Source organism: Peribacillus sp. FSL P2-0133 (genome assembly GCF_037975445.1).
GTDB lineage: Bacteria > Bacillota > Bacilli > Bacillales > DSM-1321 > Peribacillus > Peribacillus simplex_E.
In genome coordinates this window covers 1,684,869-1,700,619 of record NZ_CP150254.1, presented here as the reverse complement: position 1 = coordinate 1,700,619, position 15,751 = coordinate 1,684,869, and the positions used below count along the sequence as shown (strand labels likewise).

At 43.2% G+C, this 15,751-nt stretch carries 15 protein-coding genes; 1 reads left to right on the top strand and 14 read right to left on the bottom strand.

Annotated elements, in window-relative coordinates:
- Positions 1-18 precede the first annotated feature (18 nt).
- The 12 genes from smc to MKY17_RS08145 form a co-directional block, all read right to left on the bottom strand.
- Positions 19-3,582, bottom strand: a complete 3,564-nt coding sequence (gene smc, locus MKY17_RS08200) for a chromosome segregation protein SMC (RefSeq protein WP_098371036.1) — start codon at positions 3,580-3,582, stop codon at positions 19-21.
- 24 nt (positions 3,583-3,606) lie between these two features.
- Complete coding sequence (gene rnc / locus MKY17_RS08195) at positions 3,607-4,347, bottom strand: ribonuclease III (protein ID WP_098371037.1); 741 nt, start codon at positions 4,345-4,347, stop codon at positions 3,607-3,609.
- A gap of 264 nt (positions 4,348-4,611) precedes the next feature.
- A complete protein-coding gene (locus MKY17_RS08190) occupies positions 4,612-4,845 on the bottom strand; it encodes an acyl carrier protein (protein WP_034313729.1) in 234 nt (77 codons plus the stop codon).
- Positions 4,846-4,902: 57 nt separating this feature from the next.
- On the bottom strand, positions 4,903-5,646 hold the full coding sequence (gene fabG / locus MKY17_RS08185) for a 3-oxoacyl-[acyl-carrier-protein] reductase (protein ID WP_098371038.1): 744 nt from the start codon (positions 5,644-5,646) through the stop codon (positions 4,903-4,905).
- On the bottom strand, positions 5,643-6,590 hold the full coding sequence (gene fabD, locus MKY17_RS08180; RefSeq protein WP_098371039.1) for an ACP S-malonyltransferase: 948 nt from the start codon (positions 6,588-6,590) through the stop codon (positions 5,643-5,645). The genes fabG and fabD overlap by 4 nt, the downstream gene beginning before the upstream one ends.
- 27 nt (positions 6,591-6,617) lie before the next feature.
- Positions 6,618-7,604, bottom strand: coding sequence for a phosphate acyltransferase PlsX (gene plsX / locus MKY17_RS08175; protein ID WP_098371040.1), 987 nt, complete (start codon positions 7,602-7,604; stop codon positions 6,618-6,620).
- 24 nt (positions 7,605-7,628) lie between these two features.
- A complete protein-coding gene (fapR, locus tag MKY17_RS08170) occupies positions 7,629-8,186 on the bottom strand; it encodes a transcription factor FapR (RefSeq protein WP_098371041.1) in 558 nt (185 codons plus the stop codon).
- Positions 8,187-8,304: 118 nt separating this feature from the next.
- Positions 8,305-10,356, bottom strand: a complete 2,052-nt coding sequence (gene recG / locus MKY17_RS08165) for an ATP-dependent DNA helicase RecG (RefSeq protein ID WP_098371042.1) — start codon at positions 10,354-10,356, stop codon at positions 8,305-8,307.
- Entirely contained in the window at positions 10,353-11,237 is an 885-nt protein-coding gene (gene sdaAA / locus MKY17_RS08160; protein ID WP_098371043.1) for an L-serine ammonia-lyase, iron-sulfur-dependent, subunit alpha, read from the bottom strand. Before sdaAA ends, recG begins: the two co-directional genes overlap by 4 nt.
- 37 nt (positions 11,238-11,274) lie before the next feature.
- Positions 11,275-11,937, bottom strand: coding sequence for an L-serine ammonia-lyase, iron-sulfur-dependent subunit beta (sdaAB, locus tag MKY17_RS08155; RefSeq protein ID WP_098371044.1), 663 nt, complete (start codon positions 11,935-11,937; stop codon positions 11,275-11,277).
- 206 nt (positions 11,938-12,143) lie between these two features.
- The gene (locus tag MKY17_RS08150) at positions 12,144-13,814 is read right to left on the bottom strand and encodes a DAK2 domain-containing protein (RefSeq protein ID WP_339201634.1); all 1,671 of its coding nucleotides are present in this window, start codon (positions 13,812-13,814) and stop codon (positions 12,144-12,146) included.
- Positions 13,815-13,832: 18 nt separating this feature from the next.
- Positions 13,833-14,195 (bottom strand): Asp23/Gls24 family envelope stress response protein, encoded by a 363-nt coding sequence (locus MKY17_RS08145; RefSeq protein ID WP_048684651.1) that lies wholly within the window; start codon positions 14,193-14,195, stop codon positions 13,833-13,835.
- A gap of 253 nt (positions 14,196-14,448) precedes the next feature.
- Between MKY17_RS08145 and rpmB the strand changes: the two genes are divergently transcribed.
- Entirely contained in the window at positions 14,449-14,637 is a 189-nt protein-coding gene (gene rpmB, locus MKY17_RS08140; protein ID WP_034313767.1) for a 50S ribosomal protein L28, read from the top strand.
- A gap of 186 nt (positions 14,638-14,823) precedes the next feature.
- Here rpmB and spoVM read toward each other — a convergent pair whose 3' ends face one another.
- The gene (gene spoVM, locus MKY17_RS08135) at positions 14,824-14,904 is read right to left on the bottom strand and encodes a stage V sporulation protein SpoVM (protein ID WP_034313769.1); all 81 of its coding nucleotides are present in this window, start codon (positions 14,902-14,904) and stop codon (positions 14,824-14,826) included.
- A gap of 122 nt (positions 14,905-15,026) precedes the next feature.
- A complete protein-coding gene (locus MKY17_RS08130) occupies positions 15,027-15,680 on the bottom strand; it encodes a thiamine diphosphokinase (RefSeq protein WP_098371046.1) in 654 nt (217 codons plus the stop codon).
- Positions 15,681-15,751 lie beyond the last annotated feature (71 nt).

The following is a 15,751-nucleotide window of genomic DNA, read 5'->3' as shown; positions in this document are numbered from 1 at the left end:
TCCTCTAATTCATGAATTTTAAACTTCAATAAAGTTTTCTGATTCTTCCATCCGGACTGAAACAAGTTTGGAGACGCCTGACTCCTGCATCGTAATGCCATATAGGACATCCGCCTCTTCCATCGTGCCTTTGCGGTGAGTAATCACGATGAACTGTGTTTCCCTGCTGAACTTCCTTAAAAATTGACTGAACCGGACGACATTCGCCTCATCAAGCGCTGCCTCGACTTCATCAAGGATACAGAAAGGCACCGGACGCACTTTTAGAATGGAGAATAAAAGGGCTATGGCTGTCAATGCTCGTTCTCCCCCGGATAAGAGGCTCAAATTTTGCAGTTTTTTCCCAGGAGGCTGTGCAATGATATCTACTCCTGTATTTAGTAAATCATCCGGATTTGTCAGCTTCAGCTCCGCTCTGCCTCCGCCGAATAAAGCTTTGAAGACTTGTTCGAATTCTTCACGGATCGAATAGAAGGTATCCGCAAAGCGCCGCTTCATTTCATCATCCATTTCATCGATGACTTGGAATAATGTATCTTTCGCCTGTTGAAGGTCTTCCTTTTGACTAAGAAGGAATTCATAGCGTTCAGCTACACGTGCGTATTCATCAATTGCACCTAGATTCACCGTCCCCAGTTCCTCGATTGCAAGCTTGATGAGCTTCACCCTTTTTTGAGCCTCTTCTGCAGGCATCATCAATGGATACTGTTCTTTAGCACCTTCAAAGGAAAGGGTATATTCTTCTCTCAAGTGGTCGAGGCGATTTTCCAGTTCGACATCCAGACGAGTTAATTTCACTTCTTCATCCTTTATCACTTCGACAATGCCTCTATAAAGTCGATTTTCTTCTTTCAAGGACAGTTCAAGCGTTTCAACTTCCGTTAGAAGCTCGTTTTTTTCCTGTTTTTTTATGGCGATTCCTTCAATTGCTCCATTTTTATCGAGCAATTTCTGCTGAGCCATATCTTCCAGGGACTCTTCCCCGCTTGAACTGTCTGTCATTTCATTGGTCAGGAGCCCTAAATCATCTTTGTTTTCGGCAAGCCTGCTTGTTTCCTTTGAAAGATCCGATTCAATGCGTTCCATCTTCTCTTTTTGGTTTTGCAGCTGGCCGCGCTTAGAGGCAAGCATTACCCTCAGTTCATTCGTTTCTTCAGCAAGGCTCTCTTTTGAGGATTGTTGAGATTGCTTTTGTTCGGTCATTTCGGAAATCAACCGGTCCAGCCCTTCAATCTCAGTTTTACACGATTCCAAAAGTTCTTCCAGCTCTTCAAGTCTTGCTGTTTTTTGCTGTTGTTCTTCCAAATATGAATTTTTATCCAAATCATAAAGATGCAGCCGTTCATTCACATTTCTTTCCTGCAGTTCCACTTCACGGAGTTCGCCCTTAAGGGTTTGTTCTTGTAATCGAAGTCTCTCTCCTGTTTTTCTGGTTTGTTCAAGCGTTTGCTCTTGAACACCCACATCCACTTTGAGCTGTTTGACTTGCTTTTCTAGCTGATTCGTTTTAGCTTCCATGGCAGCAAGTTTTTGATGGAGCTCTTCCAATTCCGTTTTCCTTGAAAGCAGGGAGGTCGTTTTTTGCTTTAAGGCTCCACCAGTCATTGAACCACCTGGATTGACGATATCCCCTTCAAGTGTTACGAAACGGAAACGGTGCTGCATCATTTTCGCCAGGTCATTTGCACCTTTTAAATCAGTTGTGATCATCACGGTTCCTAATAGGTTTTCAGCAATCGCTGCATGCCTATCATCATATTGGATCAATGAGGAACCCGTCCCCACAAAAGCTGAATGACTCTTCAGCATCGATAATTGGTTAGCTGATATCTCTCTTGCCTTTATGACTGATAAAGGCAAGAACGTCGCACGCCCATACCTATTTTTCTTCAAGAAGGAAATGGCTTCCCGTGCATGCTCTTCGCGTTCCACGACAACATGCTGCATCGCTCCGCCCAGAGCCGTTTCGATGGCCGTTTCATATTCCTTTGGAACCTTTATCAATTCCGCAACTGCCCCTTCAATGCCTCGAAGGGTTTCCTTCGCTTTCAAAACCTCTTTTACACCCTGAAAAAAGCCAGCATAATCATCTTCCATTTCTTCAAGAAGTTCCTTACGAGATTTTGCCTGTTGAAGAAATTGATAGGCCTTATAAAGGGTGGTTTCTTGTTTTTGATACGTATCTTTTGCAGCATTCAATTTATTCTGCTGATTTCGGAAATAAGTGACATGCTCTTCAAGCTGCTTGGTCATATTTTCCATCAGCTGTGAATATTCCATTTTTTTAGCAGTGATATCCATTCTTTCGGTTAAGAACTTTTCATTTTCCATATCAAGTTTAGCATTTTTATGTTCCTGCTGCGTTAATTGCTGGAGTAGGTATTGTTTTTCGTTTTTAGCCGATGCCTGCTTGTTCAACCACTCGATATAGTCACTCTTTTTTGCTTCGATCATCGCTTCAATATCACTATTGAAAAGGCCTAGGCTTTTTTGTTTTTCATGTAAGGTTTCAGAAATCCCCTTCACTTCCAAGTTCAGTGCATTCAGGATTTCCGTTTCTCTTTCCTTTTGCAAAGCCAAACGATCGACGGCAGCCTCACCCTCCACAATCGCCTTTTCTAGCTGTGACTTGTTTTGGGCAGCATTTTTTTTCCGTTCTTTCAAAACCTCTTTACGGCCTTCAAGCTTTTCAAGTTCTTCGCTGGCATTCAGGAGAATTTCCTGAAGTCCATTGATCGATGTCTCAAGCGTCGCGAGACTATCCCTTTGTTTTTTGAGATGCGCTTCCCTGTCATGAAGCTGTCCAGCCATTTGCTGTTCCATTTCATTATGTTTTTCAAGTTCTTGTGACAGTTTTTCCCATTTTTCATAAAGCTCTTCTATTTCAAAAACGGTTAAAGCCACTTCTATTTGCTCAAGCTCTTCTTTCTTCGCCAAAAATTCCTTGGCGAGGGAAGACTGAATTTTTAACGGCTCCACCTGCCCCTCCAATTCATGGAGGATATCATGGACACGGTTTAAGTTATCCTGTGTTTCCGTCAGCTTCGATTCCGCTTTTCGTTTTCTAGTTTTATACTTCAGGACACCGGCTGCCTCTTCAAAGATCACTCGTCTTTCTTCAGCCTTACTGCTTAGGATTTCTTCCACTTTCCCTTGGCTGATGATGGAAAATGCTTCTCTCCCCAGACCAGAATCCATGAAAAGGTCAATGATGTCTTTCAGACGGCAACCTTGATTATTAATGAAAAATTCACTTTCTCCCGATCGATATACACGCCTTGTCACACTGACTTCATGAAAGTCGATCGGTAGGGAATTGGTCTCGTTATCAAGGGTCAATGATACTTCCGCAAAATTCAACGCTTTCCTCGTGTCACTTCCCGAAAAGATGATATCTTCCATTTTTGCTCCACGCAGTGATTTCGCAGACTGCTCTCCAAGTACCCATCGGACTGCATCGGTCACATTACTTTTACCGCTTCCGTTTGGTCCAACCACTGCCGTGACACCAGGTACAAAATCAATCGAAATTTTCTCTGCGAAAGATTTAAATCCTACAACGTCCAAACGTTTGAGGAACATGACCTTTCCCCCTCTACTGTTAAACTATCTTGTTGATTTTTTATCTTTTAAAACGACCAATGCATGCTCGGCAGCATGCTGCTCCGCTTCTTTTTTGGACTTTCCTATTCCAGAGCCCAGTTCTTCCCCATTAAGGGAGACGGTCGAAACAAACTCCCGATTATGAGCCGGTCCTTTTTCCTGCAAGATCTTATATTGCAGGACACCGATGGCATCCCGCTGGATCAGCTCCTGAAGCTGGCTCTTATAATCCATCACATGAGAAAAAGCACCCTCGTCTATCTTCGGAAACACGACATTCGTCAAAAACTGCACAACCGGCTCTAATCCTTGATCAAGGTACAAAGCACCAATGTAGGCTTCGAATACATCCGCAAGCATGGCAGGGCGTTCTCTTCCACCTGTCATTTCTTCCCCTTTTCCGAGTAATACATATTCCCCGTAAGAAAGGCTATTTGCAAAAGCAACAAGTGAAGGCTCACACACAATGGCTGCCCTTAGTTTGGTAAGTTCACCTTCGCTCATCATCGGATATTTTTGATATAAGTATTTAGAGATGGTCAATTCAAGTACAGCGTCCCCTAAGAATTCAAGCCTTTCATTATCTTCATAAGGCTTACGGCGATGCTCATTCACATAAGATGAATGCGTAAAAGCTTGTTTTAATAGATTTTCATCCTTAAAATGAAAACCCAGATTTTCTTGCAACTGTTTAAATTTATTATCCTTGATTGATGGTTTACGATTATTTCCGTTCCTACGCATCACACAAAACCCTCCACAACGGTTCAAAAAGCATATTTTTCCAATATATAAAAAGAAACCTGGCAGGAATTCCTGTCAAGCTTTCCTATGTACCATCATACATTATTATCCGCTTAAAGAAAACTAAAGGCAAAAGACCACTGCCATGCAGGCGGAACTTACCTTGTACATGCTCATTTCCTTATCTGCCGCTGCATCAAACTTCTTTAAGCAATAAGAGAAAGCCCCGTTATAAAACGGAGCTTTTAGTCAAATGACAATTCATTACATAGTACTTTGTATGTAATTCACAGCATCACCTACTGTGGCGATTTTTTCAGCGTCATCGTCCGAAATTTCCATATCAAACTCGTCTTCGAATTCCATGACTAGTTCAACTACATCAAGGGAATCGGCACCAAGATCTTCTTTGAAAGAAGCTTCAAGTTTTACCTCTGATTCTTCTACGTTCAAACGATCTACAACGATTTTAGTTACTCTTTCTAATACATCTGCCAATGTGTTCACCTCCCCTCAAAACATTATAAATTAATTTCGAAAAAAATCAAAGAAAACTTACATAACCATGCCGCCATCTACATGAAGAGTTTGCCCAGTCATATATTTGCTGGCATCAGAAGCAAGGAAAGACGCCACTGCAGCAATATCTTTAGGGTCACCGAACCGTGCAAGCGGAATTTGGTCCAGCATGGCTTTTTGGACGTCTTCAGGCAATTCACCCGTCATATCCGTTGAGATGAAACCTGGGGCAATCGCATTGACCGTAATGCCTCTTGAAGCAAGTTCCTTTGCCGTGGTTTTAGTCAGGCCGATCACACCAGCTTTAGCCGCTACATAATTAGCCTGCCCTGCATTTCCGCTGACGCCGACGATCGATGCCATATTGATGATCCTGCCGCTACGCTGTTTCATCATTTGCCTTGTAACCGCTTTGGTGCATAGGAACACGCCTTTAAGATTCGTATTGATCACTGAATCCCATTCATCTTCTTTCATACGCATCAATAGGTTATCACGTGTGATGCCAGCATTATTGACCAGGATATCCACTCTGCCAAACTGTTCGACGACCTCTTTGATCATGCTTGTCACCGATTCACTATTTGCAACATCGCATTGTATGGCGAATGCTTTACGGCCCAATGCCTTGATTTCGTCAACCACTTCATTCGCTTTAGCTTCACTGCCAGAATAGTTGATGGCAACATCTGCTCCCTGACGGGCAAGTTCTAATGCAACTTCCCTGCCTATACCTCGTGAAGCTCCCGTTACAAGTGCTTTTTTTCCTTCGAGGATCATGCTTGTACCCCCTTCAATGTTTCAATTGTTTTAGTTAGAGTATCTATATCGGATACCGAGTGAATTTGAACGGAACGATCAATTTTCTTAATCAATCCGCCCAATACTTTCCCAGGGCCCACCTCGATGAACGTATCCACGCCCAATTCAAGTAGATTTTTCACACTGTCCTCCCAAAGGACCGGTGAATACAGTTGTTCGATTAATTTTTCTTTTATTTCGGCAGGTGCTGTAATGGGCTTAGCCGTTACGTTTGAAATAACAGGAATTTCTGCCTGTTTGAAGCTTACTTCATCAAGGACACCCTGTAACTTTTCTGCTGCCGGTTTCATCAATTCCGAATGGAACGGTCCACTAACTTCAAGAGGCAGAGCCCGTTTAGCGCCATTTTCCTTAGCTTTTGCACTCGCAAGTTTAACCCCTTCCGAGGTGCCTGAAATGACGATTTGCCCTGGACAGTTAATATTGGCCAATTGAACGGATTCCCCTGTGGCCGTAATTTCAGAAGTAACTTCAGATAGAGCTTCCCGGTCCATTCCCAAAATCGCAGCCATTGAGCCTTGACCATTCGGTACCGCAGCTTCCATGAATTCACCACGCTTACGCACTGTATATACGGCATCCTCAAAAGAAATTGCACCAGATGCCACTAATGCCGTATATTCACCTAAACTGTGCCCGGCTGTATAATCGGGTTTGATCCCCGCTTCTTCCAACTCCTTGACAAAAGCATAACTCGTGGTCAATAAAGCAGGCTGTGCATTATAAGTCACCGTTAATTCTTGTTGTGTGCCATTAAAGATCAATTCGGAAAGTGGAAAATCAAGTTTTTCATCAGCTGTTCGAAAAATTTGCTGAGCACGCTCGTTTTCCTGAAATAAGCCATGCCCCATTCCTATTGTTTGTGAACCTTGTCCTGGAAAGACAAAAGCAATTTTACCCATCTGTTACTCCCCTGCCTCTATGATTTATTATTGTTTTTCTATCGTCTCCGCAATTGTCGATATGACGTCATTTCCAACCATATCGCGAGTCTGGCGTATTGCATTATAGACCGCATTCGCATCTGAAGAACCATGAGCCTTAATGACAGGGGCCTTCAAACCGAATAGGCCGGCACCGCCATACTCCGAGTAATCCATTTTATTTTTTATGCCTTTTAGTTCAGGCTTTACCATTGCTGCGGCCAACTTACTCTTGAGATTGCTCATCAAAGCCGTTTTCACCATTTTGAATACGCCCATAGCAGTACCTTCAAGCGTCTTTAATACCATATTTCCCGTGAAGCCGTCCGTTACGACAACATCTGCCGGCCCGTTCAGGAGGTCCCTTGCCTCTACGTTACCTATAAAGGATATCTCCGATGATTGCTGCAGTAATGTAAAGGCATGCTTTGTCAGTTCATTCCCTTTTTTTTCTTCTGTGCCAATATTAAGTAATCCGACACGGGGCTTTTCGATTCCCCGCACTTTTTGTGCATAAACAGACCCCATTATGGCGAATTGAAGGAGATGCTCCGGTTTCGCATCGGAGTTCGCACCTACATCCAGTAGCACAAAACCTTTACCATCGATTGTCGGAAGGGTGGGAGCCAATGCCGGACGTTCAATTCCTTCTATCCTTCCGACCACAAACAAGCCCGCAGCCATTAGCGCCCCTGTATTGCCTGAAGAAATACATGCATCGGCTTCTCCGTCAGCCACTTGCTGTGCAGCCAACACCATCGAGGCGCTTTTCTTGCGCCGGACCGCACGAACCGGTTCATCGGTACTCAATATTTTTTCATCAGTATGTATAACCCTTATACGGTCATGTTTCGCTAAGTATTGGTTAATTTCAGCTTGATTGCCTATCAAGGTGATTTCCACATCGGAAAAATTCTCGACAGCTTTCATCGCTCCCAAAACCTGTGCCTCGGGAGCATTATCGCCACCCATGGCATCTATCGTAATCTTCATTTTCTTTCATCCTTTACTAGAAAGTTAAGAGCGATACATTTCGAACTCGCCTTTAAAAACCAGTTCATTACCCACGTAGCTTCTGACTTCCACCACGGAACGATCGTTGGTGTGGTCCACGCTTTTAACCCTCGCTTTAGCTACCACTCTTTCATTTTCCTTTACAGAACGAGTAAATAAAATGGATGCTTTTGCAGTTAATGCCAGTTCATCATTTATGACTGCAACAGCCAATGAATTCGCTTGGGCAAAAAGGTGATGTCCCCTTGCAATACCATTCCGCTTAAAGACATGCTCTTTATTTATATCCAAAATCGAAATTGCATTATCATCTAAATTAAGGTCAATTACTTCCCCGATGATCTCATCCAAAGGCAATGCCCTGATTTCGTCACTGAATTTTTTCTCGGCCACGCTTTTAATACGCTCACGCAGTTCCGGTATCGATAATTCAAGACGGTCAAGCCTAATGGTCTGGACGCTCACCGAATATTTTTCAGCCAGCTCCTCATCCGTTACAAAAGGATTCTGTTTAATCGTTTCGATTAATAATTGCTGGCGTTCCTTCTTATTTCTTCGCATTTGAAGGTCACCATCCGTAGTATTATGACTAGGTACTAATAGTAGTATATATATTTTAAAAACAGATTGCAAGATATTGCGTAAAATCTCACAATCTGCTATTGGTTTTTCATTCAGTTCAGTCCAGCTTTTCTCCCGTGAATACGCCCGTCCCCTCTAAATAGTTCCGAAGCGGAGTATATTCCGGGGAATGCCAAAAGCTTTGGGAGGCAATCAATTTTGCTGCATCCGTCCTTGCCACTTCCAGGGTCCTATAATCATGGACCATGTCGGCTACCTTGAACTCGGGAAGGCCGCTTTGTTTTTTACCGAAGAAGTCCCCGGGGCCACGAAGTTCCAAATCTTTTTCGGAAAGGGCAAAACCATCGTTTGTCTCGGTCATTATTTTCATCCGTTCTTTGCCGACTTCCGTTTTCGGATCAGCCAGCAGTATGCAAAAGGACTGATCACTCCCCCGTCCAACTCTTCCGCGTAACTGATGCAACTGTGAAAGCCCAAACCGTTCCGCATCATAAATGACCATTACCGTTGCATTTGGAACATTCACCCCAACTTCGACAACCGTCGTAGAAACAAGGATTTGTGCTTCATTGGCACTAAACTGCTGCATCACTTCATCTTTTTCATCCGCGGGCAGCCTTCCATGCATAAGACCCACTTTGTACCTGTTTGCAAAGTATTGTGTCAGCATTGCATGAACATCGAGAACATTCTGTAATGAATCGAGTTTCTCCGACTCCTCAATCAAGGGACAGATGACGTAAGCCTGTCTCCCTTTCTTTAGTTCCTTTTCGACAAAGGTTAAGATCCGATCAAGCATTTGGTGTTTCGCCCAATAGGTTTCTATCGCTTTTCGCCCGGCAGGCATTTCATCGATCGTGGAGACGTCCATTTCCCCAAACACAGTAATTGCAAGCGTTCGCGGAATCGGTGTAGCCGTCATGAAAAGGACATCTGGATTCGTACCTTTTTCACGAAGGATGCGGCGCTGTTCCACTCCGAAACGATGTTGTTCATCCGTTATGACAAGACCTAGATTCCGAAAATTCACTTCATCCTGTATCAATGCATGAGTTCCTATCAAAAGATCTAACTCACCGGATTCCAACATTTGCAATAGTTCCTTGCGTTTTTTGCCTTTTACCGAACTTGTCAACAATGCGACCTTTACTCCACTCGGTTCCAACATTGCCTTCAGGGATTGTGAATGCTGCTCAGCCAAGATTTCCGTCGGGACCATAAGTGCACCTTGGAAACCTGCTGTAATCGTCGCCTTCAGGCATATGGCGGCAACCACCGTTTTTCCAGACCCGACATCCCCTTGAAGTAGACGATTCATCCGGTAAGGAGATTTCATGTCATTCATTATTTCCTCGACGACCCTATTTTGAGCGTTCGTCAAAGGAAAAGGGAGAGTTCCAATGAACGCTTCCAGCTGCTCCATGTCAAACTCCTGTCCTATCCCTTTTGACTGCTCCCTCTGCACTTTACGAAGTGCCTGCATTTTAAGTTGAAACAATAAAAACTCTTCATACACAAAACGGCGTCGAGCCTTTTTCACCTCATTGGCCGATAGAGGGAAATGCATTGTATGAAGAGCATCGTTACGAGGCATCAGTTTGTATGCCGTCAATAATTGCGGGGGCAGATTCTCTTCTATCATTGCCCCATATTCAGAAAATGCATTGGAGATAAAGCGGCGGAGACCCTTGACCGTAATGCTGCCTTTCACTGAGTACACCGGTTCGAACTCTTTCTCCCGGCTACGATCACCAACGTGGCATTCCGACCCTGTAATGGTTTGGCGATGACGATCCCACTTCCCTGTAACTGTTACGGTTTCACCTATCGCGAGCTTTTGCTTCAGGTATGGCTGGTTAAAAAAAATGACATTTATTAAATATCTCCCAGTCAATACTTTAATCGTAAGCCTGGATTTTTTCTTTCCGAAGTATCCTAAAGTGGGCACCGTATGAACTTTGCCTTCCACGGTAACCCGCTCATCGTGCTCGACCGTTTCCAAATCCCTCAACCGGTAATCTTCATAGCGATATGGGAGATGCTCAAGGAGATCCGCGACGGTATGGATCCCCATTTCCCCCAACGCTGCCGCCGTTTCGGCCCCAATTCCTTTTACTGCTGTTATGGGTTCCTGTATAGTTGCTTTCACTTCTTATTCAGCGGCAAGCCAAAGATTTTCGCTTCCAACTCCCGCCCAGTCGGTGTAGCCGCTAAACCTCCTTGTGCAGTTTCCCTAAGTGCCGATGGCATCGTTTGCCCGATTTTATACATCGCATCAATCACTTCATCACACGGTATCCGGCTTGTGATCCCCGCTAACGCCATATCTGCGGCAACCATTGCATTGGCTGCACCCATGGCATTCCGCTTCACACAAGGCACTTCCACAAGCCCAGCAACAGGGTCACATACAAGACCAAGCATGTTCTTTAATGTGATCGCCATCGCTTCTGCACTTTGTGCCGGTGTCCCACCTGCCATTTCAACGATGGCTGCAGCTGCCATGCCCGAGGCAGAACCGACCTCCGCCTGACAGCCCCCTGCGGCTCCAGAGATCGAAGCATTATTCGCAACAACAAAACCAAAAGCCCCTGCTGTAAATAGGAACTCAATTTTTTGTTCCCGAGTCGGTTTTAATTTATTTTGCAAAGCAAAAAGTGTTCCAGGCACAACACCAGCAGATCCGGCAGTCGGTGTCGCACAAATCGTTCCCATGGCTGCGTTCACTTCGTTTGTTGCCACGGCTTTGCTTACCGCATCCAACAGCAGTTCACCGGATAAGGAATTTCCGGATTTAATGTAATTCTGAAGAAGAACTGCATCCCCTCCCGTCAGGCCGGAAACGGACCGTACACCTTGAAGTCCTTTTTCAACTGCCTGTTCCATTACATCCAGGTTGACACCCATCTGGCGGATGATTTCTTCATGGCTTTTTCCCGTTACTTCCATTTCCTGCTCTATCATCAGCGTTGAAATTCTTTTCTGCTTTGATTCAGCTAATTCTACTAATTCCGCTACATTTCGAAACATGATTCATTCTCCTTCCTAAGTGGAAACGATTGCCCTGTCAATCCACAATCCTTGCTACTTGAGTGATGTTGGGGAGTGCCGTAATTTCAGCGATGACGTGATCCTCTAGGTTATGGTCCACTTCAATCGTCATCAAGGCCATCTTCCCTTTCTCTTTTCGGGAGACTTCCATCTGGCCAATATTGATTTGATGCTTGGCTAATATGTTTGAAACATTGGCAATGGCACCAAATCGATCATCATGAACGACGAGTATGGCAGGGTTGTGCCCGGAGAGCCTCAATTTAAACCCATTCAGTTCGACGATTTCGATCTTTCCCCCGCCAATCGATATTCCGACAAGTTCCAGTTCACCATCATCATCACCAACTGTTATTTTTGCAGTATTGGGATGTTCCGGCACTGCTTCTTCTTCCCGAAAAGTAATTTTCATTTTCTTTTTGCGGGCTAGTTCCAGCGATTCTTTGATTCTCTCATCAAATGTATCAAAATCAAGTAAGCCTCCTACAATGGCTACATCCGTTCCATGGCCTTTATAGGTTTTGGCAAACGATCCGTAAAAAGAAATATGTGCCCATTTTGGTTCCCGGTCGAATAAATTCCTGGCAACCCTACCGATCCTTGCTGCTCCTGCTGTATGGGAACTAGAGGGGCCGATCATAACAGGACCAATTATATCGAATACACTTCTAAATTTCATGATTTGCTCCTCCTTCTGTACACTGGGAGTAGTTAAATAATAAAGCCTGATATATTGTAATTACAATCACGCTGTCCGTAATCCTTCTTTTCAAAAAAATAAAACTGCATAGCCTAATGACATATGCAGTTTATTGCCTTTTATTTTTTTCAGGATCCTTCAAAAATTATGACGAATAAGTCTCACTTATCTTCATGATCCTCTACTTATTCAATTGAAAAAATAAAAGAATATAAAGGTTGTTTCCCATTATGGACTTCAACTTCAACGTCTTCGAAATTCTCATTACAAAACGCAACAAGATTTTCGACATCTTCAGCAGTGGCATCTTCCCCATATAAAATGGTAAGGATTTCCGAATCTTCGTCAATCATATCGGAGAGAAGACCTTTTGCCGCCTGAGTCATGTCTTTATCCTTCACTTTGATGGTGCCTTCAGCAATTCCCATGAAGTCCCCGGTCTCGATTGCTAGACCGTCAATGTTTGTATCCCGGACAGCATAAGTAATCTGGCCCGTTTTCACATGCGAAAGGGCTTCGATCATCGCTTTTTTATTCTCTTCAGCATCAAGTGAAGGGTTGAATGCCAACAATGCAGCCATTCCCTGTGGTACTGTTTTCGTTGGAATGACAGTCACATGATCCCCAAGCACATCTGCAGCCTGATTGGCCGCCATGATGATATTTTTATTATTAGGCAAGATGATCACATGATCTGCATATGCCTCTTCGACAGCTTTAACGATATCTTCCGTGCTAGGATTCATCGTTTGGCCGCCTTCGATGATGGACTTAGCGCCGATGCTTTTGAATAATTCGCTGATGCCAGCACCCATCGCCACTGACACTACAGCGTACTTCTCTTTGGTGGACGGTTTAGTTTGAAGCGGTGTATTCGTCTCACCGACAATCGCAGTATGCTGTTCACGCATATTATCGATTTTCATTTTTATTAAACTACCATATTGCTGTCCATAATTCAGGCACGTGCCAGGTTGTTCCGAGTGAATATGTACTTTGACGACTTCATCATCTGAGATGACTAATAATGAATCCCCGTATTCACTTAAATCATTTCTGAATTTTTCTTCATCAAATGGTTGATTGGCAAGTTTTTCACTTTCCAATCGGACCATGAATTCCGTACAGTAGCCATACACGATATCTTCCGTATTCATATGCCCTTGTACATTCATGTGATGTTCGGCACTGATCATGTCGTCCATGCTTGGACCATTTGAAGATCGAACTGGAAGGGCTTCACCTTTCAGCTCAGCAAGAAAACCTTCATAAACGAACACCAACCCTTGCCCACCGCTATCAACGACTCCCACTTCTTTTAAGACTGGAAGAAGATCCGGTGTGCGTTTTAATGAGGCATTGGCCTCACTAACGATTTCTTCCATTACTTGAATAAGGTCTTGGTGCCTTGCTGCTGATGAAACCGCTTGCTTGGCCGCATCTTTTGCAACCGTTAAAATGGTTCCTTCAACAGGTTTCATTACAGCTTTATAAGCTGTCTGAACCCCTGCTTCAAAAGCTTGGGCAAATTCTTCACTATTGATTTCCGATTTATGTTCAATCGCTTTAGCAAAACCGCGGAACAGTTGCGAAAGGATTACTCCTGAATTGCCGCGTGCGCCCATTAGCAGTCCTCTTGAAAGGGACGTACCCACTTTCCCGATGTGTTCTTGGACGTTATTTTGCACTTCCTTCGCTCCCGAAGTCATCGATAAATTCATATTCGTTCCTGTATCTCCATCTGGAACAGGGAAAACATTCAACGCATCAACCATTTGGGCATTAGCCGCTAAATGGTTGGCACCTTGAATGATCATTTTTGCAAAGCGCTTTCCGTTTAAACTTGTAATTGACACAAAACTTTCCTCCTATATTTAAGGGTTCGTCACACGAACTCCCTGCACAAAAATGTTGACGGAATCAACAGCTAATCCTACAGTTTTGTCCAGAGTATACTTTACCTTTGATTGCACATTATGTGCAACTTCCGAGATTTTCGTTCCATAACTTACGATAATATACATATCGATATGAACTTCTTCTTCTTCTTGACGGACTATTACACCCTTAGTAAAGTTTTCTTTTCTTAAAATTTCGGCAATGCCGTCTTTAAATTGTTTTTTGGAAGCCATTCCTATAATTCCGTAGCAATCCACGGCTGCTCCGCCTGCTACAGTAGCGATAACATCATTAGAGATGTCAATTTGTCCATACTTCGTTTGTAATTCGATAGACATTTTCTTTTCCCTCCCAAAAAATCAAATCAACTAAAGACATTTTACTATAATGTCTATGGTTTTAAAAGTAAATGTCATACGGTACTGTATATAATTCAATTTTGAAGTATGTATGTCAAGGTTTTTTTCTTGAAAGTAATTAACTGAAGTATTGCATTCTAACGGTAGGTATGATAAATTATTAAAGTATTTTACAAAGACTTAAGACGACTGCGAAAAACTTAAGCTTGTTGTAGTTAGGAGGGAATTTAACATGGCACGTAAATGTGTAATCACTGGAAGAAGAACTCGTTCTGGTAACAGCCGCTCTCACGCAATGAACGCTAGCAAGCGTACATGGGGCGCTAACCTTCAAAAAGTACGTATTTTAGTTGACGGTAAACCTAAACGTGTATACGTTTCTGCAAGAGCTCTTAAATCGGGCAAAGTAGAACGCGTATAATGTTACGGCATCCTCTTAGGATGCCTTTTTACTTGTAATGGCCAGTATTAATGGGGATGGTTTCAATTCGTTGAACAAGGCTGGTCTGCATCAAGGAAGAAAGCCTTCACCCATTAATGGATGGCTTTCTCTTTTTACCGAAAAATAACACCTCCCTGAATTTGAGAGGTGTCATGGAGATAAGTATCAGCCTTTTTTAAACGCTCCGAGCATAGCCCTTACCAAACTGCCCAGAACTTTTGGCAATTTAATCGTATAAAATTTCATCATGCCCCTCCTCTTTGCATCCCACAATTAAAGATGAAGTGGAATTTTTCTATTACAACATAAGCTTTTAAGCGGATATAGGATGATCGTAATTATATCCGAATCTGCTCTAAGCATGAATTTTAATCACTGCTTCTTATCACCATTAATATGCCTTTCTCAAATGAAACATTCCCAGAATCGGAAATTAGTTCATTGCTGATGCAAAGCGTCGAACCTATTTCCACGCTTGCATCATTCAGTGGGTATTTGAAACCCGAAAGTGTAATGCCGGTGACTTCCGCCGTTACAGGAAGCAATGACAAGTATTTCTTATCTTTCAAAGCAGTGACATCATATGAACCTGCTGTCTTTACTGTGAATATATTTTGCCGATCGACTATGTATATTTCTATATCGCCATGATAAGGGAGGACACTTTCTTTTTGGAGCAGCTGGATATTTCCAAGAAAATGGTCCATTCTTCCCCCTGTAGCGCCCAGGATATGAATTTCACTTGGCTTTTGCCCTATTGCCCATTTAAATGCAATCTCTAAATCCGTTTCATCCTTTTCCGAAGAATATAGATTGATTTGTTCCAGCCTTTGCTCAATCTTCTTGTATTCGCCTTCCGAAACTGAATCAAAATCCCCAAAACCGTACTTAGGTTCGATACCTTTTTCAAGCAAGGACCATACTCCCCTATCAACCCCGACCCAAAGATCAGTCTTCTCCACATACCATTCCAGATCCGGCCAAAAGCATTCCGGACCTCCAGCCATTATACTAATAATCATTGAAATCATCCTTTTCTATATCTAATCTTATCCAAGGTGCCTTTGTTTAATTGATAAAAAAAGCCGACCAC

Coding starts and splice junctions, on each gene's coding strand:
- smc (WP_098371036.1), bottom strand. CDS start 3,582: ATGTTCCTCAAACGTTTGGACGTTGTAGGATTTAAATCTTTCGCAGAG.
- rnc (WP_098371037.1), bottom strand. CDS start 4,347: ATGCGTAGGAACGGAAATAATCGTAAACCATCAATCAAGGATAATAAA.
- fabG (WP_098371038.1), bottom strand. CDS start 5,646: ATGATCCTCGAAGGAAAAAAAGCACTTGTAACGGGAGCTTCACGAGGT.
- fabD (WP_098371039.1), bottom strand. CDS start 6,590: ATGGGTAAAATTGCTTTTGTCTTTCCAGGACAAGGTTCACAAACAATA.
- plsX (WP_098371040.1), bottom strand. CDS start 7,604: ATGAAGATTACGATAGATGCCATGGGTGGCGATAATGCTCCCGAGGCA.
- fapR (WP_098371041.1), bottom strand. CDS start 8,186: ATGCGAAGAAATAAGAAGGAACGCCAGCAATTATTAATCGAAACGATT.
- sdaAA (WP_098371043.1), bottom strand. CDS start 11,237: ATGTTTCGAAATGTAGCGGAATTAGTAGAATTAGCTGAATCAAAGCAG.
- sdaAB (WP_098371044.1), bottom strand. CDS start 11,937: ATGAAATTTAGAAGTGTATTCGATATAATTGGTCCTGTTATGATCGGC.
- MKY17_RS08145 (WP_048684651.1), bottom strand. CDS start 14,195: ATGTCTATCGAATTACAAACGAAGTATGGACAAATTGACATCTCTAAT.
- rpmB (WP_034313767.1), top strand. CDS start 14,449: ATGGCACGTAAATGTGTAATCACTGGAAGAAGAACTCGTTCTGGTAAC.
- spoVM (WP_034313769.1), bottom strand. CDS start 14,904: ATGAAATTTTATACGATTAAATTGCCAAAAGTTCTGGGCAGTTTGGTA.
- MKY17_RS08130 (WP_098371046.1), bottom strand. CDS start 15,680: ATGATTATTAGTATAATGGCTGGAGGTCCGGAATGCTTTTGGCCGGAT.